This is a genomic window from Luteibacter sp. 3190 (genome assembly GCF_031456385.1).
Taxonomy (GTDB): domain Bacteria; phylum Pseudomonadota; class Gammaproteobacteria; order Xanthomonadales; family Rhodanobacteraceae; genus Luteibacter.
In genome coordinates, this window is record NZ_JAVDUO010000001.1 from 720,720 (window position 1) to 745,240 (window position 24,521).

The 24,521-nt window shown below is 68.2% G+C and carries 22 protein-coding genes; 10 read left to right on the top strand and 12 right to left on the bottom strand.

The window, feature by feature from the left end:
* Nucleotides 1–61 precede the first annotated feature (61 nt).
* On the bottom strand, nt 62–484 hold the full coding sequence (locus tag J2X58_RS03415; protein WP_310046424.1) for a cupin domain-containing protein: 423 nt from the start codon (nt 482–484) through the stop codon (nt 62–64).
* Nucleotides 485–514: 30 nt separating this feature from the next.
* Nucleotides 515–1,051, bottom strand: a complete 537-nt coding sequence (locus tag J2X58_RS03420) for a carboxymuconolactone decarboxylase family protein (protein ID WP_310046425.1) — start codon at nt 1,049–1,051, stop codon at nt 515–517.
* 89 nt (nt 1,052–1,140) lie between these two features.
* On the opposite strand from J2X58_RS03420, the gene J2X58_RS03425 reads away from it, so the two are divergent.
* From J2X58_RS03425 to J2X58_RS03450, 6 genes are all read left to right on the top strand, one after another.
* Nucleotides 1,141–1,479 carry a sigma factor-like helix-turn-helix DNA-binding protein gene (locus tag J2X58_RS03425; protein WP_310046427.1) on the top strand — a complete coding sequence of 113 codons (339 nt, stop codon included), beginning with the start codon at nt 1,141–1,143 and terminating at the stop codon, nt 1,477–1,479.
* A 3-nt stretch (nt 1,480–1,482) separates the two neighbouring features.
* Nucleotides 1,483–2,490, top strand: a complete 1,008-nt coding sequence (locus J2X58_RS03430) for a LysR family transcriptional regulator (protein WP_310046429.1) — start codon at nt 1,483–1,485, stop codon at nt 2,488–2,490.
* Nucleotides 2,491–2,566: 76 nt separating this feature from the next.
* Nucleotides 2,567–3,334, top strand: coding sequence for an SDR family oxidoreductase (locus J2X58_RS03435; protein WP_310046431.1), 768 nt, complete (start codon nt 2,567–2,569; stop codon nt 3,332–3,334).
* A gap of 15 nt (nt 3,335–3,349) precedes the next feature.
* On the top strand, nt 3,350–3,841 hold the full coding sequence (locus J2X58_RS03440) for an Ohr family peroxiredoxin (protein WP_175472793.1): 492 nt from the start codon (nt 3,350–3,352) through the stop codon (nt 3,839–3,841).
* A gap of 182 nt (nt 3,842–4,023) precedes the next feature.
* Nucleotides 4,024–4,329 carry a hypothetical protein gene (locus J2X58_RS03445; protein WP_310046432.1) on the top strand — a complete coding sequence of 102 codons (306 nt, stop codon included), beginning with the start codon at nt 4,024–4,026 and terminating at the stop codon, nt 4,327–4,329.
* 4 nt (nt 4,330–4,333) lie between these two features.
* Nucleotides 4,334–6,130, top strand: coding sequence for a GGDEF domain-containing protein (locus J2X58_RS03450; protein ID WP_310046434.1), 1,797 nt, complete (start codon nt 4,334–4,336; stop codon nt 6,128–6,130).
* An 811-nt stretch (nt 6,131–6,941) separates the two neighbouring features.
* Here the strand turns inward: J2X58_RS03450 and ykgO are convergent.
* From ykgO to J2X58_RS03470, 4 genes are all read right to left on the bottom strand, one after another.
* Nucleotides 6,942–7,067 (bottom strand): type B 50S ribosomal protein L36, encoded by a 126-nt coding sequence (gene ykgO / locus J2X58_RS03455; protein ID WP_029213509.1) that lies wholly within the window; start codon nt 7,065–7,067, stop codon nt 6,942–6,944.
* An 88-nt stretch (nt 7,068–7,155) separates the two neighbouring features.
* Nucleotides 7,156–8,070, bottom strand: coding sequence for a LysR substrate-binding domain-containing protein (locus tag J2X58_RS03460; RefSeq protein ID WP_310046435.1), 915 nt, complete (start codon nt 8,068–8,070; stop codon nt 7,156–7,158).
* 302 nt (nt 8,071–8,372) lie between these two features.
* A complete protein-coding gene (locus J2X58_RS03465) occupies nt 8,373–9,011 on the bottom strand; it encodes a CoA transferase subunit B (protein ID WP_310046438.1) in 639 nt (212 codons plus the stop codon).
* A gap of 11 nt (nt 9,012–9,022) precedes the next feature.
* Nucleotides 9,023–9,742 carry a CoA transferase subunit A gene (locus J2X58_RS03470; RefSeq protein WP_090053941.1) on the bottom strand — a complete coding sequence of 240 codons (720 nt, stop codon included), beginning with the start codon at nt 9,740–9,742 and terminating at the stop codon, nt 9,023–9,025.
* Between the two features lie 187 nt (nt 9,743–9,929).
* Here J2X58_RS03470 and gndA point away from each other — a divergent pair, with 187 nt between their 5' ends.
* From gndA to J2X58_RS03485, 3 genes are all read left to right on the top strand, one after another.
* A complete protein-coding gene (gndA, locus tag J2X58_RS03475; RefSeq protein ID WP_310046440.1) occupies nt 9,930–11,342 on the top strand; it encodes an NADP-dependent phosphogluconate dehydrogenase in 1,413 nt (470 codons plus the stop codon).
* 189 nt (nt 11,343–11,531) lie between these two features.
* The gene (gene gspD / locus J2X58_RS03480; RefSeq protein ID WP_310046441.1) at nt 11,532–13,862 is read left to right on the top strand and encodes a type II secretion system secretin GspD; all 2,331 of its coding nucleotides are present in this window, start codon (nt 11,532–11,534) and stop codon (nt 13,860–13,862) included.
* Between the two features lie 210 nt (nt 13,863–14,072).
* Nucleotides 14,073–15,749 (top strand): EAL domain-containing protein, encoded by a 1,677-nt coding sequence (locus J2X58_RS03485; RefSeq protein ID WP_310046443.1) that lies wholly within the window; start codon nt 14,073–14,075, stop codon nt 15,747–15,749.
* Here J2X58_RS03485 and J2X58_RS03490 read toward each other — a convergent pair.
* Entirely contained in the window at nt 15,734–16,366 is a 633-nt protein-coding gene (locus J2X58_RS03490) for a hypothetical protein (protein WP_090053933.1), read from the bottom strand. The two genes, J2X58_RS03485 and J2X58_RS03490, sit on opposite strands and share 16 nt — an antisense overlap.
* Before the next feature lie 144 nt (nt 16,367–16,510).
* Here J2X58_RS03490 and J2X58_RS03495 point away from each other — a divergent pair, with 144 nt between their 5' ends.
* The gene (locus J2X58_RS03495) at nt 16,511–18,064 is read left to right on the top strand and encodes a protein adenylyltransferase SelO family protein (RefSeq protein WP_310046444.1); all 1,554 of its coding nucleotides are present in this window, start codon (nt 16,511–16,513) and stop codon (nt 18,062–18,064) included.
* 201 nt (nt 18,065–18,265) lie between these two features.
* On the opposite strand, the gene J2X58_RS03500 is transcribed toward J2X58_RS03495, so the two are convergent.
* The 5 genes from J2X58_RS03500 to imuA all read right to left on the bottom strand — a co-directional run bounded on the left by J2X58_RS03500 (nt 18,266) and on the right by imuA (nt 24,521).
* Complete coding sequence (locus tag J2X58_RS03500) at nt 18,266–18,565, bottom strand: hypothetical protein (protein ID WP_310046446.1); 300 nt, start codon at nt 18,563–18,565, stop codon at nt 18,266–18,268.
* Between the two features lie 167 nt (nt 18,566–18,732).
* Entirely contained in the window at nt 18,733–19,047 is a 315-nt protein-coding gene (locus J2X58_RS03505) for a hypothetical protein (RefSeq protein ID WP_090177276.1), read from the bottom strand.
* A 213-nt stretch (nt 19,048–19,260) separates the two neighbouring features.
* Nucleotides 19,261–22,407, bottom strand: coding sequence for an error-prone DNA polymerase (locus J2X58_RS03510; protein WP_310046447.1), 3,147 nt, complete (start codon nt 22,405–22,407; stop codon nt 19,261–19,263).
* 1 nt (nt 22,408) lies between these two features.
* A complete protein-coding gene (locus J2X58_RS03515) occupies nt 22,409–23,818 on the bottom strand; it encodes a DNA polymerase Y family protein (RefSeq protein ID WP_090053922.1) in 1,410 nt (469 codons plus the stop codon).
* Between the two features lie 73 nt (nt 23,819–23,891).
* Nucleotides 23,892–24,521, bottom strand: coding sequence for a translesion DNA synthesis-associated protein ImuA (gene imuA / locus J2X58_RS03520; protein ID WP_090053920.1), 630 nt, complete (start codon nt 24,519–24,521; stop codon nt 23,892–23,894).

Consider the following 24,521-nt stretch of genomic DNA (forward strand, 5'->3'; position numbering starts at 1 on the left):
CCTGATGGGAACTTTGTGACATGTCTTGTGAAAAAAGTACCGGCCGGTCGCCGATAACGGCCTACTTATCTGCCAGCGTGAGGATCGGCGCGCCCTTGTTCTTCAGGAAGAACACGACGAACTTCGCCGGCCTGGTGGCGCTGGCGTTGCGGCCGACGGTGTGCAGGTCGTCCGGTCCCTCGTAGTAGACCTCGCCGGGGTTCAGCGTCTTGTTCGGCTGGCCCTTCACGCCCATCACGATCTGGCCTTCGATCACGTAGACGATGGCCTGGGCGTCATGGCGGTGAACGGGGTCCACCGCGCCCGGCGGGTATTCCACCGTGATCAGCTCGAGTTCCTTCTTCGGGTTGTCGGCGGCCACCTTGGTGAACAGCTCGGTGACCTTCGCCATCGGCGCGCCGCCGTTGCCGTGTTCGTCGCCGTGGGCGAACGCGCCGAGCGGCGCGAGGGCCAGCAGCATCGCGATTGTCTTCATCGTACGCATGGTCGATCCTCTTCGCGGTCGGGGGGGGAGTCAGCTCAGGTTGGCCTTGTCGAGGTGCCATTCCTTGTCGAAGCCGCCCGGCACCGGGCGGAAGGCGACGTTCGCGCGGTTCCACGCGTTGATGATCATGATCGAGAACGTCAGCTCGGCGAGTTCGGCTTCCGAGAACTGGCCGCGCACGCGCTCGTAGATGTCGTCCGGCACGCCGTCGACCGGAATCCGCGTCAGTACCTCCGTCCACGCCAGCGCCGCGCGCTCTTTCGGAACGAACTGATTCGACTCGCGCCAGGCCGCCACATGGTGCAGGCGCAATGCGCGCTCGCCATGGATCGTCGCTTCCTTCACGTGCATGTCGATGCAGAAGCTGCAGCCGTTGAGCTGCGAGGCGCGGATCTTGACCAGGTCGTGGATCGTGTCGCCGAGCGAGCCCTTCGCGTCGAGCATGCTCAGCTCCATCAGCTTCTTCGTCAGGGCCGGTGCTTCCTTCATGTAGTCGAGGCGCGTCTTCGGCACCACCGGTTGCTGGACGGAATCGTCGCTCGTCGATGGGGCGGTCTGGCTGTTCATGGGGTCATCCTGCGTCAGGGGTGAGGGATTCCCGCGGCGAAGGCGGGACGAACACAGGCTAGGTTCGCGCCGTCGCCGCCGGTAGGCCCGTGGGCGTGACCACGGTGTTGCGCAACGGGAACCAATGGGAGGCGTCACAGATCGACCGGCTGCCTCGTCTGATCGACATGGACCCGATGCATTCCACGTATGAACGGCTGCGACGAGAGCTGGCGACGCGCCAGCCGGAACCGGCCGTGTGGCTCGGGCTCCTCGATGCGCTCGACGGACTGCCGGCGGATGCCCGCCTGGCCCTGCTGTTGAGCGACGTGTTCGAAGCGAGCATCGACGACGTGGCGGCCTTGCTGCACAGGGACGCGGCCGCCTGCCGGCGACTGGTCGACGATGCGCACGAACGAATCCATGCGGCTGCTGCGACGAGGAAGTAAGACATGTCCATCCATCCCATCCATCCCGCGCGGCCGAGTGCCCCGGATGCGCTCGCCTCCTCGTTTTCAGCCAGTTATGCCGGTGTGATCGCGTTCATCGCCGTGGTCACGGAAGGCAGTTTCGCCCGCGCCGCGGACCGTCTCGGCATCGGCCGGTCGGCGGTGAGCCGAAGCGTGCAGAAGCTGGAACAGCAGGTGGGTGCGCGCCTCTTTTCGCGCACCACGCGGAGCACTGCGCTGACCGCCGAGGGTGCGATCTTCTTCGAGAATTGCAACCCGGGTGTCGAGCGCATCGCGCAGGCGCTCGACGACATGCGCGAACTGCGCGACGGACCGCCGCGAGGCCAGTTGCGCATCGGCGCGCCGGTCGGATTCGGTCGCCAGGTGGTGGCGCCGCTGTTGCACCGGTTTCGCGACGCGTTTCCCGAGATCGGCATCGACCTGGTGCTCGACGACCGTCCGGTCGATTTCACGGGTGACCGCATCGATGTCGCGTTCCGCGACGGTCGCATGGAGGACAGTCAGGTGATCGCGCGGCAGATCGTCCCCATGCAGATGTTCGTCGTGGCGACGCCCACGTACCTGCGCGAGCGCGGCGACATCGACCAGATCGACGACCTCCTCGCGCGGCCGGCGGTGCATTACCGCACGGCGTCCGGCCGCATCGCGGAATGGGAGTTCAAGGTCGATGGCCGCCTGCGCAAGGTGCTGCCGCCGTCGATGGAGGTGTTCAACGATGCGGACCTTGTCCTGCAGGCGGTGCTGGAGCATCGAGGCGTCGCCCAGCTCGCCGGTTACCAGGTGTGCGAGCACCTGCGTGCGGGACGGATCGTCGCCTGCCTGCCGGAGTACGCGCCCGACGATCGTGGCCACTACGTCTGTTACCAGAGCCGGCAGCAGCTGCCATCGCGCATCCGCGTGTTCATCGATTTCATGATCGCCGCCATTCGGGAGCTCGATCTCGAATGCGGAACCACGCTTCCGATTGTTGCCGCTTCGGCAACACGGTGAGCCATGCGCCGGGGCTACTGGCTACAAGCCGGCGGTCCTAGCATTCCTGTACGCCAGCCAAGAAAGGTGATCCACCATGAAGATCCTCGTCATCGGAGGCACGGGCCTCATCGGTTCCAAGGTCGTCGACCGTCTGCGCGACGCGGGCCATGACGTGACGCCTGCCGCGCCTTCGACGGGCGTGAACACGCTCACGGGCGAAGGGCTCGACGCCTCCATGGCCGGCGTCGATACGGTCGTCGATCTTTCCAACTCGCCGTCGTTCGCGAAAGACGATGTCATCGCGTTCTTCACCACCGCGGGCAGGAACATCGCGGAAGCCGAGAAGAAGGCAGGGGTGACGCACCATGTCGCGCTGTCGGTCGTCGGCACCGACGACCTCGATCGCCTCGGGAGCGGCTACTTCGCCGGCAAGGTGGCGCAGGAGAAGCTCATCCGCGCCGCTGGCGTCCCTTACACCATCGTGCATTCCACGCAGTTCATGGAGTTCCTGCCGGGCATCGTCGCCTCGGGCGAGAAGGGCGCGGACGTCCACATGCCGACGGCCGACATCCAGCCGATCGCGTCCGACGACGTCGCCAGGCTGGTCGCGGACGCCACGCTCGAGCCGCCGACGACGCAGGTCGTCGAGATCGCGGGCCCTGCCAGGTTCAGCATGGCGGACCTCGTGGCCACGTATCTGACGAAGACGGGCGATGCTCGCCGCGTGATCGGTTCCGCGGAGACACCGTACTTTGGCGCCGTGCTGGATCGGGACACGCTGGTGCCGCGCGGCGCGGCGCGTCTGGGCAGGATCGGGTTCGACGAGTGGTTCGCCGCGCGGACGCCCGCGGCCGCGGCCTGACGAAGGACGTCCACGGTGAAGCCGACGCCCCCGCCGCTTTCCTTCCTCGACAGGTACGGCGGCCCGGACTTCCAGCCGCTGTACACCGCGAGCGTGCGCGTCACCGGCGGCGAGGCGCGGCACGGTCGCGCGTCCGGAAGCGCACGCTCGACCGACGGTCACCTGGACGTGGCCTTGCGGCTGCCGGCGGAGCTCGGCGGCCCAGGCGGCGGCACCAATCCGGAGCAACTGTTCGCGGCCGGCTTCGCCGCCTGCTTCCACGGCGCCCTGAACCTGCTGGCGGCGCGCGAACGGGTGGACATTCCGGATGCCGAGGTGACCGCTGAGGTGACGTTCGGCCGCGATCCGATGGACGGCCTGTTCACCCTGGCCGCCCGGGTCCGTATCGCGCTGCCGGGCGTCGATCGGCGCGTCGCCGCCGCGCTGGTGCGCAACACGGAACGCCTTTGTCCTTACGCGAAGATGGCCCGTCAGGGTATCGACTGCGTCGTCTACCTCGACGGCTGACGCGTGCCTCCGACGATGCCTGTCGCGCCAGGTATCTGATCCGCCATTACATTTCCTTTCGTCCCCGGCCGAGTGGCCTACTACTCGACGCGCTCCCATGGGGCTATGATCCGTACGCGGGCGGCCTCGAGGGGAGGCTGGCAGGGTGGGACGGGCGCGCTCCCGGCTCAAGGGGCGGGTAGATGGCGAAACTGATCGAATTCCTCGAGCGCGTCGGCAGCGATGCGACGCTTCGCCATGCCGACGCGGAAGCGCTCGAGGCCGCCCTTGCGGACACCGACATCGACGAGGAAACACGGGCCGCCTTGAGGGATGGCGATCGCGACGCGCTGCATCGCCTCATCGGCGAACGGCCCTTCATCGTCGCGCAGATGCAGATCGGTCCGGACCACGTGGAGGCGCCGGACGACGACACGGACGACGACAACGACAAGGACGACGATGGCACCTCGATTTCACGAACGCCGGTCTCGGGCGAGACGCTCTGACGCCGTGATCCGCCTCGCGCGCCATGCGCTGCTCCTGATGGCTGCCGCGACGCTCGCGCTGGCGACGCCGGCGCAGGCGGACGAAACCGAAGCGAACCCTTCCTCGCCGGCGGCGATCCTTTCCCGCGCCGACGCGATCAAGGGCTCCGATCCCGCGACCGCGGGAAAGCTGATCGACCAGCTTCTGCGCATCGAAGCCAAGCTCGCGCCGGAGGAGCGCTGGCGGCTGCACTACATCCAGGGCTGGCGCGCCACGTGGCTCGGCGATTACGACCTGGGCAGGAAGGCGCTCGAAGACGTCGCCGACAACGCGAACAACATCGTGTTGCGCTTCCGCGCGACGGCGACGCTCATCAACCTGCTCGGCATCGCGCATCGCTACGAGGAAGCGTTCAAGCGCCTCAACCAGCTGCAGGAGATGATGCCCTCGATACGCGATCGCAAGGCGCGTTTCATGGGGCTGGGCGAAGCGTCGCAGCTGCTCAGCTCGGCCGGCCAGTTCGAGCAGGCGGAAGCGTACGCGCAGGAGATGGTGGACAACCCTCCGCCCGGCGACACGATCTGCAAGGGCGCGGAGCACCTCCTTCGCGCGCGCCGTGAAGCCAACCGCTTGCAGTCCATCGATCCGATGTTCGAACGCGCCATCGAGGTCTGCATGAACGTCGGCGACGACGTGTTCGGCCAGACGATGCGCGCGGACATCGCGGCCTTCCACCTCGACAAGGGGCGTCCCGAGGAGGCGGTGAAGCTGCTGACCGCGAATCGCGAAGCCATGCGCGCGCTGAGCTATCCGGTGCTGCTCGCCGAATTCGACGCCACGCTCGCGAAGGCCTATCTCCAGCTCGGCGACCTCGTCAACGCGCGCCGGTACGGGCTTTCCGCCGTCGCCAACGCGAGCCAGGAGGAATTCATGGATTCGCGGCGGATCGGCTACGAGGTGCTGTACGAGGTGGAGCAACGCGTGGGCAACGCCGCCGCCGCGCTCGCGTACCACAAGCAGTACATGGCGGCCGACAAGGCCCATCTCGACGACGTGAGCGCGCGTAGCCTGGCCTTCCAGATCGTCGACCAGCAGCTCGTCGCGCGCCGGGCCGAAGTCGAAGCGCTCAACCGCCAGAACGAGATCCTGCGGCTGACCGGCGCGCTCGATCGCAAGGAGGCCGAAACGAGCCGGCTGTACATCGTGGTGCTGCTCGCCAGCCTGGCCGCCATCGTCTGGCTCGTGCTGTGGCTGCGCCGCTCGCAGCTGCGTTTCATGAAACTGGCGCGCCGCGACGGCCTCACCGGTATCTGCAACCGCGAGCACTTCGTCGAGCAGTCGGAGCGCGTGCTCGCGTACGGCGCGCGGTCCGATCGCGGCGCCTGCCTGATCCTGTTCGACCTCGATCACTTCAAGAACGTCAACGACACCTACGGCCATGCGACGGGCGACGAAGTGCTCAAGCGCGCGGTGGACGTCTGCCGTCGCGCCCTGCACGCATGCGACGTGTTCGGGCGGCTGGGCGGCGAGGAATTCGCGGTGCTGCTCCCGGACTGCAGCCCGGCGCAGGCGCGTGCGCGAGCGGAACAGCTGCGGCTATCCATCGCGGCGACATCCGCCACGCAGGCGAAGCCGAACCTCGTCGTGACGGCGAGCTTCGGCATCGCCAGCACCATGCCCTGCGGCTTCGAGCTCCATCGCCTGCTGGTCGTCGCCGACGCGGCGCTCTACCGCGCCAAGCGCGCGGGCCGCAATTGCGTGTTCATGGGCGACACCGGCGACATTCCGGATTCGCCGTACCTGACGGAAGCGCGCGGGTAGGGCGACTCATCGCGACCGATCGCCCCGCCGTGATGCACCGTCATACCGGCGCACGCCGGAAACGTCATCGCGAAAACCGATCGCCGCGCCGTGGACCCCGGCGTGCGCCGGGGCGACGCGCCGGAGAGTCGCGGCACCCCTCACCGTCATACCGGCGCACGCCGGTATCCACGTCCCCGGTGCACGGCCTTCGCGAGGTGCCGCACGCCGGAAACGTCGTCGCGAAAACCGATCGCCGCGCCGTGGACCCCGGCGTACGCCGGGGCGACGCGCCGGAGAGTCGCGGCACCCCTCACCGTCATACCGGCGCACGCCGGTATCCACGTCCTCGGTCTGCGATTTTCGCGAGGTGCCACACATAGAGCGCGCATCGCGAAAACCGATCCTCTCGCCGTGGACCCCGGCGTGCGCCGGGGTGACGCGCCGGAGAGTCGCGGCATCCCTCACCGTCATACCGGCGCACGCCGGTATCCACGTCCTCGGTCTGCGATTTTCGCGAGGTGCCACACATAGAGCGCGCATCGCGAAAACCGATCCTCTCGCCGTGGACCCCGGCGTGCGCCGGGGTGACGCGCCGGAGAGTCGCGGCATCCCTCACCGTGATACCGGCGCACGCCGGTATCCACGTCCTCGGTCTGCGATTTTCGCGAGGTGCCACACATAGAGCGCGCATCGCGAAACCCGATCGCCTCGCCGTGGACCCCGGCGCGTGCCGGGGTGACGAGCCCGGTATCGGCAGCCGCGATCCCGAAATTCAGGCGAAAAAAAAGGCCGCTTTCGCGGCCTTTTCTTCAGAACCCGTCGCAGCCGATCAGCGCTGACGAGCCTTGAAACGCGGGTTGCTCTTGCAGATCACGAACACTTTGCCGCGACGGCGAACGACTTTGCAGTCACGGTGACGCGACTTCGCGGACTTCAAAGAGGAAAGCACCTTCACGGCCAGCTCCTGAAACTTTAAGGACAAGGAAAAACGGGATTGTAACGACCTGGACGGGCTAGCGCAAGCGCCCGTCGCCATTCGTCTTTCAGCCGAGCCCGAGCTTGGCGCGGGCCTCGCGGACCGTGCGCAGGAAGCTCTCCAGCACGGGGGACGTATTGTCCACGCGCGAGGCCGCCGCGAGCAACAGGTGGGCCTCCGGATCGTCCACGGGAACGAACGCGACGCCGTCCAGCTTCACAGCCCGAAGCGACGCGGGCACGAGCGCGACGCCGATCTCCGCCGCGACCAGCGGCAGCAGGGAAGGGATCTGCTGGGCCTCCTGGCGGATGTTCGGGCGAAACCCGGCCTTGTCCGCGAGCAGTCCAAGGCGGTCGGTCAGGGTGACGGCGTGCGCGCGGGGCGGGGCGACGAAGCGCTCGGTGGCGAGCTCCGCCATCCGGATGGCATCACGCTTCGCCAGGCAATGGCCGGCGGGCAGGGCGATGACGAGGGGCTCGTGGTCGATCACTTCCACGTTGAGCTGGCGGGCGTTGGCCACCCCTTCCGGACGGGCTCGCAGGAGGCCGACGTCGATCTGCCCCGAGAGCAGGGCGTCGTACTGGGCCCCGGTGAGCATTTCGCCCAGGTGCAGGCTGACTCCGGGTGCCGCATGTGAGAACCGCAGCAAGGTTTCCGGCAGCGCGCGATGGAATGATACGGAGACGGCGTACGCGAGCCGCAGCTGCCCGGTAAAGCCGGCGGCGGCCTCGGTCACTACGGTCCGGGCGCTTTCGGCGCGGGCGAGGATGGCCTTCGCTTCCGCGAGGAACAGACGTCCCGGCTCGGTCAGCGCGACTCGGCGGCGATTCCGGTCGAGCAGCCTGACGCCCAGGTCGGCCTCGAGCGACTGGATCTGCTGCGACAACGGTGGCTGCGAAATATGCAGGCGCTGCGCGGCCTGGGTGAAACTCAGGGTTTCCGCCACTTCGACGAAGTAGCGCAGCTGGCGCAGGTCGAACATAGTCGTTTTTCGTATAAGTGGTCGCTGAAAGATATATTGGCCGGAAATTCCTAGGAAATCTAATATTGATCCTGACCTACCACCAACCCCTCCCCCTGGGTCGGTAGGTCCCTCGCCCCGCATCGACGCTAACTACCGGCATCTGGCCTACCTCCCCCCCCGAGGCCCATGCTGAGGCGTCCTCTGCGGGGCGACTTTATTTCCGGGCCCCGGTCGCTAGACCGGGGCCTTGTCGTTTCCGCGGGGCGAAGAGCATCGCCGATGCGATAGGCTCCCACCCTTCGGTAGCATGTGCGACGTACTTAATGTAGGCGCGTCTCGAACCGGCAGCCCGTCTTCTCCCGAACGCTGGCCTCGTCCACGTCCGGCGCGAGTTCGATCAGCACGAGGCCGTCCGGCGTCACGTCGAACACGGCCAGCTCGGTGATGATGCGGTTGACGACGCCCTTGCCGGTGAGCGGCAGGGTGCATTCGGTGAGGATCTTGGGCGAGCCGTCCTTCGCGGCGTGCTCCATCACGACCACGACGCGCTTCACGCCGGCCACGAGGTCCATCGCGCCACCCATGCCCTTGACCATCTTGCCGGGCACCATCCAGTTGGCGATGTCGCCCTCGCAGGTGACCTGCATGGCGCCGAGGATCGAAATGTCGATGTGGCCGCCGCGAATCATCGCGAAGGAGTCGGCGCTCGAAAAGAAGGACGCGCCGGCGCGGGCCGTGACGGTCTGCTTGCCGGCGTTGATGAGGTCGGCGTCCACCTCGTCCTCGGTCGGGAACGGGCCGATGCCGAGCAGGCCGTTCTCGGACTGCAGCCACACGTCGACGCCGTCCGGAAGGTGGTTGGCCACCAGGGTCGGCAGGCCGATGCCGAGGTTCACGTAATCGCCGTCGGAAAGTTCCAGGGCGGCGCGCTGCGCCATCTGATCGCGGGTCCAGGCCATGGGAGTCTCCTTCAGGCGCGCACGGTGCGCTGTTCGATGCGCTTGGACGGCGCGGGATTGTGCACGATGCGGTCGACGTAGATGCCGGGCGTGTGGATCTGGTCCGGATCGAGCTCCCCGATCTCCACCATGATCTCGACCTCGGCGACGCAGACCTTGCCCGCGGTGGCGGCCATCGGATTGAAGTTGCGCGCGGTCTTGCGATACACGAGGTTGCCGGAGGGGTCGGCCTTCCAGGCCTTGACCAGCGCCACGTCGGCGACGATCGAGCGCTCCATCACGTACATGTGGCCGTCGAATTCGCGGGTTTCCTTGCCTTCGGCCACCTGCGTGCCGTACCCCGTGCGCGTGAAGAAGGCCGGGATGCCCGCGCCGCCGGCGCGCAGCTTCTCCGCGAGCGTGCCCTGCGGGGTGAACTCGACCTCGAGCTCGCCCGCGAGGTACTGGCGCTCGAATTCCTTGTTCTCGCCGACGTACGACGAGACCATCTTGCGGATCTGCCGCGTCGCGAGCAGCTGGCCCAGGCCGACGCCGTCGATGCCCGCGTTGTTGGAGACCGCGGTGAGGCCCTTCACGCCCGAATCCCGCAACGCCTCGATGAGGAGCTCCGGGATGCCGCAGAGGCCGAAGCCGCCGACGGCGATCGTCTGTCCGTCGGCCACGAGGCCTGCCAGGGCCTCACGGGCCGAAGCGACACGTTTGTCGCGGGAGTGCGACTTCACCTGGTTCATGCGTCATCGATCCTTCCGGACGGTCCGGCCGCCGGTTCGCCGCTCATGATAGCGGAGGGCGGGGCGGCCCCGCGGGTGCCCTTTGGTCCAATCGCATCCGTGCACGATTCCGCCAAGAACTCGCCCGTGGACGGCGCTTTGATGGGCGGCGTTCCATCCTCGGCACTTAGTCATCCGGAGAACCCACGTGAGCAAGCAGAAGATCGGTGTGATCGGCATGGCCGTGATGGGCCGCAACCTGGCATGGAACATCGAGAGCCGCGGGCACGCGGTGTCGATCTTCAATCGCAGCAAGGAGAAGACCGACGAGGTGATGGCCGAGAGCTCGGGCAAGAAGCTCGTGCCGACGTACACCCTCGAGGAATTCGTCGAATCGCTGGAGAAACCGCGCCGCATCCTGCTCATGGTGCAGGCCGGCAAGGGCACCGATGCCGTGATCGAGCAGCTGCGCCCCCTGCTGGACAAGGGCGACATCCTGATCGACGGCGGCAACACGTTCTACAAGGACACCGTGCGGCGTGGCGACGAGCTGGCCGCCGACGGCCTGCACTTCATCGGCACGGGCGTGTCCGGCGGCGAGGAGGGTGCGCTGAAGGGGCCGTCGATCATGCCCGGCGGACCGCGCGACGCATACGACCTCGTGGCGCCGATCCTCACCGAGATCGCGGCCCGCGCACCCGACGGCGAGCCCTGCGTCACCTACATCGGCCCGGGTGGCTCGGGTCACTACGTGAAGATGGTCCACAACGGCATCGAGTACGGCGACATGCAGCTGATCGCCGAAAGCTACGCCGTGCTCAAGCACGTGCTGGGACTGTCGAACGAGGAACTGGCCGACGTCTACCGCGAATGGAACGAGGGCGAGCTGGACAGCTTCCTCATCGAGATCACCTCGAAGATCTTCCGCCGCAAGGACGAGAAGACCGGCAAGATGCTGGTCGACGTGATCCTCGACCGCGCGGCCCAGAAGGGCACCGGCAAGTGGACCAGCCAGAGCGCCCTCGACCTCGGCGTGCCGCTGACGCTGATCACCGAGTCCGTGTTCGCCCGCGTGCTTTCGTCGATGAAGGACGAGCGCGTGGCCGCGAGCAAGGTGCTCGCGGGACCGGCGGCGAAGCCATTCGGTGGCGACCGCAAGGCGTTCATCGAATCGGTGCGCCGCGCGCTTTACATGAGCAAGATCATTTCTTATGCCCAGGGCTTCGCCCAGCTGCGTGCCGCCTCCGACGAGAACCAGTGGGACCTCCACTACGGCGCCATCGCCAAGATCTTCCGCGCCGGCTGCATCATCCGGGCGCGCTTCCTGCAGAAGATCACCGAAGCGTACGACCGCGACGGCGCGCTGAAGAACCTGCTCCTCGATCCGTACTTCCGCGACATCGCGCAGGACTACCAGGCGGCGCTGCGCGAGGTCGTCGCGGCGGCCGTGGGTACCGGGGTGCCGGTACCGGGTTTCTCGGCGGCCGTGGCTTATTACGACAGCTACCGGGCGGACACGCTGCCGGCGAACCTGATCCAGGCCCAGCGCGACTTCTTCGGCGCCCACACGTTCGAACGCGTCGACGAGAAGGGCAGCTTCCACGCCGAATGGGCGGAATGAGATCCTGAACGGCCGTCCGGAAAGCCCGCCCGCGGCGGGCTTTCCGGGTTCGCGCCGTGTCGTGGTGCGAATTGCGCCACACCGTCTTCACGCGACGCTGGCGCTGTAACAACCCTCCCTTTAGAGTTGGCGCATTCGGCGGCACCCCAGGGTGTGCCGACCGGGTCCAACGAGGGAGTACGTTGTTTCATGTTGAGAAGTTCGCTGATCGGCGCTACGGCGCTCGCGGTCGCTCTTGCCGGATGCACGACGCTGCCGCAGCCCCGCGACGATGGGTCGCTGCAGCGCGAGGCGCTCGCAGGCACCGAAAAGCCCGTTCCCCGGCCGCTCACGGTCGGCACGACCAATCCGCCGGTTCCGCCGGCCGCCCAGCCCGACGTCACGACGGGCACGGGTGAATTCGTCAAGGCCGTCGGCCTGCCGAAGGCGAAGCCGGTCGACGCGGGCGCGGGCACGGTCACCTTCAATTTCGAGAACCAGCCGGTCGAGTCGGTGGTCAAGGCAATCCTCGGCGACCTGCTGCACGAGAATTATTCGATCGTGCCCGGTGTGCAGGGCAACGTATCGTTCTCCACGTCGCAGCCGGTCACCGCCGAGCAGGCGTTGCCGATCCTCGAGACGCTGCTCTCGTGGACCGGCAACGCGCTCGTCCGCTCGGGCGACCGTTACGTGGTGCTGCCCGCGAAGGACGCGGTCGCGGGCAACCTCGTGCCGAGCATCGGCGCGTCGGCACCGCCCGGCGGCCTGCAGGCGCGGCTGTTCCCGCTGCACTTCATCTCCGCCACCGAAATGCAGAAGCTGATCAAGCCGTTCGCGCGGCCGGACGCCACGCTGCTGGCGGATCCGACGCGCAACGTGCTGGTGATGGCCGGCACCCCGAGCGAACTGGAGAACTACCAGCGGACCATCGCGACGTTCGACGTCGACTGGCTGCGCGGCATGTCCGTGGGCGTGTTCAGCCTGCAGCGCGCGGAAGTGAAGGACCTCACGCCGACGCTCGACAAGCTGTTCGGCGAGAAGGGCAACACGCCGATGGCGGGCCTGCTGCGCTTCATTCCGATCGAGCGCACCAATTCGCTCGTCGTCATCAGCCCGCAGCCGGCCTACCTCGACGAGGTGAAGAGCTGGATCGACCGCATCGACCGCGGCGGCGGCAACGAGCCGCAGCTGTATGTCTACGACGTGCGCAACGTGCAGGCGGCGGATCTGGCCGATTACCTCTCCGACATCTATGGCGGCGGCTCGGGCGGCGGCCGTTCGGGCGATCGCGGCGGCCGCGTGGGTCCCGGCCTCACCTCGGGCACGCTCGGCGGCGGCGACAGCGACCTGGGCAACCGCGGCGGCTCCGGTCTCGGCAGCACCACCGGTTCGTTCGGCAACAGCACGTCGAATTCGTCGGGGCTGCTCAACACCACGAACAACAGCGGTTTCGGTAGCGGTTCCTACGGTTCGAACGGAAGCATGGGCTCGTCGTTCGGCGCGGGCGGCTCGTCGGGGAGCGGCTTCGGCGACGACGACTCGTCGCGCCGGCAGCACAGCGGTCCGGTCACCACCGACGAAGGCGTGCGCATCACCTCGGTGGATGCGAACAATCAGCTCATGGTCCGCGCACGTCCGTCGCAGTGGGCCGAGATCGAGCAGGCGATCAAGCGTCTCGACGCCGTGCCGCTGCAGGTGCAGATCGAGACCCGCATCCTCGAGGTCGCGCTCACCGGCAGTTTCGAGTTCGGCGTGCAGTGGTACCTCGAAGGCCTGGTCGGCGGCACGAACGGCTCGGTCGGCCAACCCGGCAACAAGCAGCAGTGGGCGCTGGGCGACGGCGGCAACGTGTTTACGCAGGGAAAGGACGCGTTCTTCTATTCGTTCGTGAACAACAACCTCGCGGTCGCGCTGCGCGCGATCGAGAAGAGCGGCAATACCAAGACGCTGTCCGCGCCGTCGCTGGTGGTGCTGAACAACCAGAAGGCTCACATCCAGGTCGGCGACCAGATTCCCATCACGCAGACGTTCGTCAACACCAATGCCAATTCGGACAACACGATCGGCCAGGTGGAATACAAGGACACCGGCGTGATCCTCAACGTGCGTCCGCGCGTCAATCCGGGCGGCCTCGTGTACCTCAACATCAACCAGGTCGTGAGCGCGCCGGGTCCGAGGGACATCAACGCGACCAACTTCCCGATCCAGCAGCGCGAGGTCTCCACGCAGGTGGCGGTGCAGAGCGGGCAGACGGTCCTGCTCGGCGGCCTCATCAAGCAGCAGGAAGGCACGTCGGATACCGGCATTCCGGGACTGAACCGCATTCCGGTGTTCGGCCGCCTGTTCGGCTCGACGGTCCGCAACCGCGACCGCACGGAGCTGATCGTGCTGATCACCCCGCGCGTGATCAGCAACGGCGACGAAGCGAAGCAGGTGACGGACGAATACCAGCAGAAGTTCGAATCGCTGCGGCCGTTCCGTGCCGAGGCGCCCGCCGCCACCCGTCCGGCGACGGTCGTGCTGCCGCTCAACAAGCCCTGACGCGGCGCCGGGCGGGCGTGAGCGCGCTCCCGCCCGGAGGCACGCGGGTGGGGGCGGGTCCGGTCGGGGAGGATGCTCGCGGCAGGGCCGTGGCTTGCCGAAGCCACCGTCACACAAATTCGGCAGCGTCGCACCGTGACGCAAGCCGCACACGCCGTACTCACGGAAGCCGTCGCAGATTGGGCCAGCGACTCCTGTGGGGAGAATCCGGTGATCCACGACCTGGCTGGTTGGTCGAAGGTGCTCGAACTGATGCCGACCGCGATGTTCATTCGCGACGCCAGGCACCGCTGGGTGCTGGTCAACCGGATGGGCTGCGAGTATTTCGGCATCGATCCCGACGAGGTGATCGGGCGCAGCGACAGCGAACTCTTCCCGCCGGACCAGGCGGCGCGTTTCGCCGCCGGCGACGATGCCGTGCTGCGCAGCCACGAGGTGGTGGAGACCGAGGAAGCCGTGACCGACCTGCAGGGCCGGGTCCGCACCCTGCTCACGCGCAAGACCTGCGTGGAACTCGACGGTGCGCCGCATGTGCTGGCGTCCGTCACCGACATCACCGAACTGCGCGAGTCCGAAGCGCATGTGCGCTGGCTCGCCTGTCACGACGCGCTGACCGGGCTGTCGAACCGCACGGCGCTGTTCAGCCGGCTGGATGCCGCGATCGCGCGGGCCGCCGGGGGCGGTGGCAAGGCCGCGCTGTTCTACCTCGACCTCGACGGCTTCAAGCGCGTGAACGACACCTACGGCCACCTCGCGGGCGACGAGCTGCTCGTGCAGTTCGGAACGCGGCTGCGCAACCTCGTCGCGCCGGGCGACACGGTCGCGCGCATCGGCGGCGACGAGTTCGCGCTGCTGGTGGAAGACGGCGGCGACCTCGACATCGAGGCTGTCGCCGAGAAGATCCTCGTGCTCGCCAGCATGCCGTTCGACGTGCCGGCCAACACCGCGTTCATCGGAACCTCCGTCGGAGTAGTGCCCATCGACACGGATGCCGTCGCGGCCGGCGAAATGGCACGCAAGGCGGACAGCGCGCTCTACGAGGCGAAACGCGCGCGTAATCGCCATGTGATCTACACCAACGAACTCGACAACGCGCTCGCCCATCGGCGCAAGGTCGAGATCGCCCTGCGCCAGGCCCTGCGCACGGGCGAGGGCCTCGACTGCTACTACCAGCCGCTCGTGCGCGCGAGCGACGGCAAGGTGATCGGATTCGAAGCCCTCGCGCGCTGGCGGCATGCCGAACTCGGCGCGGTGCCACCAGTGCAGTTCATCGGCGTGGCGGAAGAGACCGGGCTGATCGGTGCGCTTGGCGAATGGATCCTGCGCACCGCCTGCATGCGGCTGGCGCCGATGGGCGACATGTTCGTGGCGGTGAACGTCAGCGCGGTGCAGCTGCGCGACGACCGTTTCGCCGCGATGGTGCTCAACGCGCTGGCCGAGTCCGGCCTGCCGCCGCACCGGCTCGAGCTCGAGATCACCGAAACGGCGATCGTCAACGCGGACAGCACGACGGTGCGCCTGCTGAAGAACCTGCGCCGCGACGGCGTGCGGATATCGCTCGACGACTTCGGCACGGGCTATTCGAGCCTGACGCTGCTGAAGGACCTCGACGTCGACAAGGTCAAGATCGACCGCTCGTTCGTGCAGATGGCGCCGTTCGCCGACGATTCCGCCGCGATCGTGCGCGCCGTGTCGAACCTCGGCGCGGCGCTGGGCCTGTGCGTGGTGGCGGAGGGCGTGGAGACGGAACAGCAGCGCGCCTTCCTGCGCGAGGCCGGCTGCGACGAATTGCAGGGGTACCTCTTTTCCGCCGCGGTGCCGCAGGAGGGGATCGACCGGGTCCTCGGTTTCTTCCCTGCGAACGAGCCGGTCTATTCGGCTGGGTAAGCCTCGGCCGGCATCGGCCAGGTGCGGCGCAGGTCGGGCATGCCGGGCACGGTGGTCGGCTGCGGGAGCGGCAACGGCATGCGCATGCCGAGGATGCCGCCGGTGGCGTCGCCGACGATGGCGATCACGCAGCCGCCGCTGTCCTGCGATGTGCCGAACGACAGGCGCCCCCAGGGCATCTGCATCACGAGATAGCGGTTGGGCAGCATCGACGGCGCGGCGGGCAGCTTCGTCTCGGACGATGGCGCGTGGAACGCTTCGTCCACCTCGGTTCGCTGGAAGCAGGGGCGCTGTTCGAGCTGGATCGAGGTGAAGCGGACCATCGGGACGTCGCCGCCTTCGTTGAAACCACGGGCTTCGAACGCCGTGATCCGGTAGCCGTCGCGGGTGACGAAGGGCTGGCTGCGCACGATCTGCGGCGGGGCGTCGGCTGTCGCGTGCAGGCCCCCGGGCAACTTGTTCGCGAGCGCGTCGACCGCGTTGGGCAACGTTCCCATGGTCCCGTTGATGATCTCCACCAGGGTCTTGTCGCTGCGGGGCACGCTCACCGGCACGGCGCCGACGGACATCGCCAGGGGCGCGACGAGCAGGGGAGCCAGGAAGCGGAGGGGGCGCATGGAGTCCGGAGCGGCGGGTTCGGGGGCGCTAGTGTGCACGAGTTGGCGATTTTCTACGCAGGGCGGATGGCATGGCGCGCCGCGCGGCCTTGCACTTGGCCCGATCGCCCGGATATTCCCCATAACGCCCCGACCCCCGCCCCGATGACATCCCTGCGCTTCGACAACGCCTTCGTCCGTGAGTTGCCCGCCGACCCCGATCACCGGGACGTGCCGCGTCAGGTCGCCGGCGCGGCCTATTCGTTGGTCGACCCGACGCCGGTCTCGGACCCGCGGACGATCGCGATCTCGGACGAAGTGGCGGCGATGCTGGGCATCCCGCCGGAAGCGCCGGACTTCGCGCAGGTGTTTTCGGGCAACGTGCGCTGGCCGGGCATGACCGGGTACGCGATGGCGTACGGCGGGCACCAGTTCGGACACTGGGCCGGGCAGCTCGGAGACGGCCGGGCGATCGGGCTCGGCGAAGTTGTCACCGCGAAGCACGGGCGGCAGGAGCTCCAGCTGAAGGGTGCCGGGCGGACGCCTTATTCGCGAGGCGCGGACGGGCGCGCCGTCCTCCGCTCGTCCATCCGCGAGTTCCTCTGCAGCGAGGCGATGCATCACCTGGGCGTGCCCACCACGCGTGCGCTGTCGCTGGTCGCGACGGGTGACAGCGTGGTGCGCGACATGCTTTACGACGGCCATCCCGCGCCCGAGCCCGGCGCCATCGTGTGCCGTGTCGCCCCGTCGTTCTTGCGCTTCGGCTCGTTCGAGCTGCCGTCCTCGCGTGGCGACGTGGCGCTCCTGCGACAGCTCGTGGACTTCACCATCGTCCATCACTACCCGCAGTTCGCCGATCTTCCGGGAGAGGAGGGCTACGCCGCGTTCTTCGCCGAGGTCTGCGAACGCACCGCGCGGCTCATGGCGCACTGGATGCGCGTGGGCTTCGTGCACGGCGTGATGAACACGGACAACATGTCGATCCTCGGGCTGACCATCGACTATGGCCCGTATGGCTGGATCGACGATTTCGATCCGGACTGGACGCCGAACACGACCGACCGGCACCAGAAGCGCTACCGTTTCGGCCAGCAGCCGCAGGTCGGCTACTGGAACGTGCAGCGGCTCGCGCAGGCGTTGTCGCCGCTCTTCAGCGGCGTCGACGCGCTGCACGCGGGCCTGGCCCGTTACGTCGAAGTGTTCGAGGCGTCGGACGCGGCGTTTTCCGCCGCGAAGCTCGGGCTCGCGCAGCCCGACTCGGGTGACGATGCCCTGATCGCCGATCTCCGCGGGTTGCTCCGTGCGGGCGGCATGGACATGACGATCTTCTATCGCGACCTGGCGGCGCTCGATCCGCACGCGCCGCACGTGGGCACGGTCGGTGCGTCGTTCTACGACGACGCGGGGCGCGTCGCGGTCGAGGACGCGCTGCAGGCGTGGCTGCGGCGTTACGCGGAGCGCGTGCGTGCCGACGGCGCCGCGGAGAGCGGGCGCCTGGCGTTGATGCACGCGGCCAATCCACGGTACGTGCTGCGCAACTACCTTGCCCAGCAGGCGATCGATCGCGCGGAGCAGGGCGACGAAGCCGGCGTGCACGAGCTGCTCGATGTACTGCGCCGGCCGTACGACCCGCAGCCCGGCAAGGAACACCTAGGCGGTCGCCGTCCCGACTGGGCGCGCGAGCGTGTCGGCTGTTCGATGTTGTCGTGCAGCAGCTGAGTCGCTGGGACTGTCGCTCGTCCGGGCGCCTCGCCGTGGGCACCGGCGTACGCCGGTGCGACGGGTAGGCGGGCGCGACGTTCCCGAACCACCTAAGGGCCCGCACCGTCGCACCGGCGTACGCCGGTGCCCACGGCGGGGCCTACGCCCGAGCGACGGCGCCTCACGCGCCAGCGCTTCTCGCGCAGCGTCTGACGAACGTCAACGACCGGGGGTCGCGTTATCCGGCGGTAGTTCGGGCGTCGCCTTCCTCAGCGACTGCTTCACCGTGCCGACGTCGGCGGTGTCGTCGCTCATGTCGCTGGCGGTGGCGTGGTCCTGGCTCATGCCGTCCGCGCCGGTCATCTTGATCGAGCGTGTGCCGGTGAAGCGCATGGCGTCGTTCGCGGCTTGCTGGTTCGCCGCCGGCTTCGCGGGGGCGGACGGTGCCTCCTGCGCGAACACGCTACCGGCCAGCAGGCAGCCCGCGAGAAGAACAAGGATGGGTGTCGTGCCGCGCATGATCTGTCTCCCCGGGCGGTGAGGGCCGCCGTGTCGTCGCTGCCAGGGAAGAACGTATGCCGATGCGCCCCACGTTTCTTGTAGATAGCCCCAATTTTGGCCGGAAAGCGCGCCCATGAAAAAACCCGGCGCCTCGCGGCACCGGGTTTCCTGTCATGCGCTGCGCATCACATGCCGGAGGTGGAGGACTTCGCCGGCTCGGCCGTCTTCTTGTGCTTCTTGTGGGTCGACTTCATCGACTGGTTTTCCATCGAGTCGTTACCCATGGAGCTCTTGGAGGCGTGATCCTGGCTCATGCCGTCGGCGCCGCTCTGCTTCATCGAATCGGTGCCCGCATGTTTCATCGAATCGCTGGTGGAATGCGTCGGGGTTGCGGCGGTCGAAGCCGGCGTGGGAGCCTTCGAAGCGTCCTGTGCGAGAGCGGCACCGCTCACGGCCATACAGCCGGCCAGCATCGCGACGATCAGTTTCGTGTTGCGCATGACGAGTCTCCTGAAAACTTATGGCGCCTGGGTAGCAGAGCGATGCACGGCGCAGAGGCATCGCTTACCGGTAGACCGGTCGGGTGGGCAAAACCTATCGCTTTTCGATGACGGACGCTCCTGCATAGCAGCAATTTCCGCAGCCACCGTTCAGGCAGAAATTAGGCGTGGTTCAGTGATGCCGCGGCGGGAGATGCGTGACGGCAGGCATCACTAGTGGAAGTCCCGCGAGACGGAACCCAGCGCGGGCAGCAGGTCGCTGAAATCGTGCAGTCGGCTGGCGACGAGGTGGCGGACGCCGTCGATCGATTGCCACTGTCCGTCCACGGCGAGAAGCACGGCGTCGAGGAGCGCATGGCGGCAGGCTTCGGCGACCCTGGGCCGTACGATCACGTTGACCTGCCCGGTTTCGTCTTCGATCGTGACGAACGTGATGCCGCTGGCGGTCTGCGGGCGCTGGCGCACGGTGACCAGCCCGGCATGGCGCAGCCACGTGCCGTTGCGTTCGTGTTCGAGGTCGGCGGCGCGACGCGCCCGGCGCGCCTGCAAGTTCTTGCGAATCAGCTGCAGGGGGTGCGCGGTGAGCGACAGGCCGTGCGTGGCGTAATCGGCGAACACGTTCTCGGCGAGCGTGGGCGGGCGTAGGGTGGGACGTTCCTCGGCGACAGCGTCGATCAACGGCAGGCCGCGTTCGATGCCGGAGCTTTCCCAGCGGGCGCGATGGCGGTGGCCGCTGAGCACGCGCAGGGCGCCGGCGTCGGCGAGACGTTCGCGCTCGAAGCGGTTCATGCCGGCGCGGCGCGACAGATCGGCGAGGTTGCGCAGTGGCGCGGCGGCGCGCGCGGCGACGATGCGCGCGCCGAGATCGGCCGAGAGGCCGCCGACGAGGCGCAGTCCCAGCCGTAGCGCGTACCCGCCATGGGTCTTCGGCTGGGGTTCGAGCGTGCAGTCCCAGTCGCTGGCGGTCACGTCGGGCGGGCGCACTTCGACACCATGCCGGCGCAGGTCCGCGACCAGCTGCGCCGGTGCGTAGAAACCCATCGGCTGGCTGTTGAGCAGGGCGCAGGTGAAGATCGCCGGGTAATGGCACTTCATGTACGACGACGCATAGGCGATGAGCGCGAAGCCGGCGGCATGCGATTCGGGAAAGCCGTAGCTGCCGAAGCCCTTGATCTGGTCGATGATCTGCTGGATGAATTCGGTGGAGTAGCCGTTCTTCGCCATGTTGCGGCGGATGCGCGGCTCGAACTTCTCCAGCCCGCCGCGACGCTTCCAGGCGGCCATCGAGCGGCGCAGGTCGTCGGCCTCGCCGGCGCTGAAATCCGCCACGACCTGCAGCAGCTTCATCACCTGTTCCTGGAAGATCGGCACGCCGAGCGTGCGCTCGAGCACGGGTCGCACGCCCTTCTCGTAGACGATGTCTTCCTTCGGCATGCGCCGCCGTTCGAGATAGGGATGCACCATGCCGCCCTGGATCGGGCCGGGGCGGACGATCGCGACCTGGATCACGAGGTCGTAATACTCCTTCGGCAGCAGGCGCGGGAGCATGGACATCTGCGCGCGCGATTCGATCTGGAAGACGCCGGTGGTATCGGCCTTCTGGATCATCGCGTACGTCCGCGGATCCTTGTCCGGGATGTCCGCGAGCCGGCGGAAATCCGGACCGCCCCGGGCGCGCAGCATGTCGATCGCCTTGCGCATGCAGGTGAGCATGCCGAGCGCGAGGCAGTCGACCTTGAGCAGCTTCATCGTTTCCAGGTCGTCCTTGTCCCACTGGATGATCGTGCGATCGGCCATCGCCGCGTTCTCCACCGGCACGAGGTGGTGCAGCGGCGTGTCGGAGATGACGAAGCCGCCGACGTGCTGCGACAGATGGCGCGGCATGCCGGACAGCTGGTCGACCAGCAGCATGAGCAGGCGCACCGTGCGGCTGCCGGTGTCGAAGCCGCGCTCGCGCAGGCGTTCGACGATGGGGACCTCGCCGTGCGCGTGGGAATACGCGCGGCTGAGCTGGTCGAGCTGGTCCTCGGACAGGCCGAGCGCGCGACCGACGTCGCGCGCGGCGCTCTTGTGCCGGTAGCTGATGACGGTGGCGGCGAGCGCGGCGCGTTCGCGGCCGTACTTGTTGAACACGTACTGCAGCACTTCCTCGCGGCGTTCGTGCTCGAAGTCGACGTCGATGTCGGGCGGCTCGTCGCGTTCGATGGAGATGAAGCGCTCGAACAGCGTCGATATCTGCGACGGGTTGACCTCGGTGATGCCGAGGCAGAAGCACACCACGGAGTTGGCCGCCGAGCCGCGACCCTGGCAGAGGATGTCCTTCGAGCGCGCGAAGTGGACGATGTCCTGCACGGTGAGGAAGAACGCCTCGTATTCCTTTTGCGCGATGAGGGCCAGCTCGTGCTCGATGCGATCGACGAGGGTGGCCGGCGTGCCTTCCGGGAAACGCCGCGCGGCCCCTTCGTAGGTCAGGCGGCGCAGGTGCGTGGGAGGATCGAGGCCTTCGGGCACCAGCTCGTTGGGATAGACGTAGTTGATCCGGCGGATGTCGAAGCCGGTGCAGCGGGCGGCGACGACGAGCGTTTCGTCGATGATGTCGCGCGGGTAGATGCGCGCGATCGTCTCGCGCGGGCGCAGATGGCGTTCGCCATTGGGGAAGAGCGCGTGGCCCGCCTCGGCGACGGACGTGTTCAGGCGGATCGCCGTCATGACATCCTGCAGCGCGCGGCGATGGCGCACGTGCATGTGCACGTCGCCCGCCGCGACGCAGGGCAGGCCGTGGCGGGCGGCGAGGTCGCGCAGCGCGGCGAGGTCGGCGCCGTCGTGCTGACCGCGATGCAGTTCCACGGCGAGCCATGCCCGCCCGGCGAAATGGGTGGCGATCCAGGCGGCGCGGTCCTCGTGCGTCGCGGGCTCGGTGTCGGTGTATGCGCCCGGCGCCCAGAGCACGCTCAGTCCGTCGCCGAGGGCCTCGATGTCGTGCCGGTGCAGTTCGTACGTTCCCTTCGGTGCGCGGCGGCGCGCCAGCGTGATGAGGCGGCAGAGTTCGGTGTAGCCGGCCTGGTCTTCCACCAGCAGCACGACGACGGTGCCGTCGGACAGGCGGAATTCGCTGCCGACGATCAGCGGCACGCCGGTCTCGATCGAAGCTTCGAGGCCGCGCACGATTCCGGAGAGCGAGCACTCGTCGGTGATGGCCAGCGCGCCGTAACCGAGGACCTTCGCGCGCTCGAACAGCTCGCGCGCGCAGGAGGCGCCGCGCTGGAAGCTGAAATCGCTGAGGACGTGCAGCTCGGCGTAGGCCGGAACCTCGCTGTCCTCGTCGTTGGCGGGGACGAGGTGGGACGGGTCGAGGCGCATGTCAGGCGAACCAGCCGTGGAGCATCCAGCCGTCGAGGGTGCCCGGGGGGAGATAGGCCCATGCCTGCTGGCCCTGCGCGGTACGGACGATGTAGTAATCGCGGCGCGCGTCCTCGCCGTCCCACCAGCCGCTTTCGATGCGTTCGGGGCCGGCCAGCACCATCGCGGGCTCGGGGCGCATGGGGATCGGTCGCGGCAGCAGCCACAGCGGACGGCGCCGGCGCGGCGGCGAGACGACGTTGCCGGGGGTGCCGTAACGCGAGGCGCGCTCGGGACGGTGATCGGCGACCAGCGCGATCTGCCGCAGCGCCGCGTCGCCGAGCCGTGCGCGCAGGCGTTCGTCGAGCGTGGGCCAGTCCAGTCCGTCGCCGCGGATGGGCTCGAAGAGATCGCGCAGTGGCGGGCGGAACGTCGGCAGCTCGGCGGCGTCGATCTCGATCGAGCGGGCGGGCGCGGGCAGCGTGGCCCGTTCCAGTCGCGTGCGCGCCAGTTCGAACAGGCGCTCCGCGTCGCGCTGCGGTGCCGCCATGGCGACGACGATGCGCGTGGATTCGCCGCGCGCATGCTCCAGCGTGAGCGTGAACCGCTGCACGCCGCCGTCGCGCGCCGCCAGCAGGTTGGCCAGCGAACGCGTGAGGCGGCGCAACGGGAAGAGCAGCGGCTGGCTGCCGTCGAGTTCCATGTCGAACTCGATCTTCTGCACGAAGTTGGCCGGCGGCTGCCAGGCGGGCAGGGCGTCGGCGGCGTCGCCGCGCAGGCGGTCGAGCCAGTTCACGCCGTCACGCCCGATGCGTCGCGTGAGTTCGGGACGGGGCAGGCGGAAGATCTCGCCGAGACGGCGAAATCCCATGGCCTGCAGCGACGTCACCGTGGCGGCGGGCAACCCGGCCTGTGCCAGCGGCAGTTCGCCGAGCATGCGGCGCACGCCCTCGCGTTCGCCGATGACCATGCCGTCGGCGCTGGCGGCGAACACCCAGGACGCGGCGGCGAACGGCGTGGCGGCCATCGTGTGCGCGTGGCCCTGTTCGGCCAGGCCCGCGCGCAGGCGTTCGGCGAGCACGGGCCAGCCGTCGAACAGGCGCAGGCTGGCGCCGACCTCCATCAGGATCGCGTTGTAAGGCACCAGGCTCACGTGGCCGCTGAACTGGTAGCACCACGCGGCCAGCTCGGTCAGCAGGCGGTTCTCCGCCGCGGGATCGCGGGGGCGTACCTCGAGCGAAGGACACAGCGCCCGCGCGGCGGCGAGGCTCTGTCCGCGACGAACGCCCTGCGCGCTGGCATCGGCGTTCGCGGCGGCGATCAGGCGCTGGCGCGCCTTGTGATCGAGGAGGGCGGAGGGGCCTGCCTCCGGGCTCGCGGCGAAGGCGGCGGAGAACGCCAGGCCGGGAAAACGGAGACAGGCCCAAAGCATGGCTGTGCAGGAATGGCGACGACGACGCGTCCGTCATGACGGCGTGGGACACGCATCGTCACGACGACGTCCATCAGGCCCGCATGCGCAGCAGCGGAGCGGTGGTGGTCAGCAGACCGCGCGACTTGAGCACCTCGACATAGGTGGCCTCGTCGCTGTTGCTGACCTTCAGGCGGAGTGCCGCGGGGCTGTTCTGCGCGGCGTGTCCGGCGGGGCGGAAGATCATGGCGCAGGCGTCGCCGCTTTCCGCGGCCAGCTGCAGGCGGCGCAGGCTGCGGTAGTCGATCTCGGGCAGCCAGCCGACCACGGCGCCGCAGCAGCCGGAGCGCAGGCACTGCTCCATGCTCCAGGCGGCCTCGGTGCTGCCGGCATGGATCTCGTGCAGGAAGCGCAGGTCGACGCCGGCCGCGGTGAGCGCGGGCGCGTAGGGAAGGTAAGGCGGCGCCACGAAGATCACGCGGCGGTGTTCCTGCGTCAGCGCGGCGAGCGCGGGCATGACAAGGTCCAGCTCGCCCAGGCCATCGTGTTCGAACAGGATCTCGCTCAGCGCGCCCTGCGGCCAGCCGCCGCCGGGAAGCTTGGCATCCAGCGAGGTCCAGCCCGTGGACAACGCGCGCACGCGCGGCTGCCGATCGGCGGAACGGCGCCAGATACCGGGATGGTCGAGCACCTGGGCAAGGTTCGGGGAGGCGATGGCGTTCAT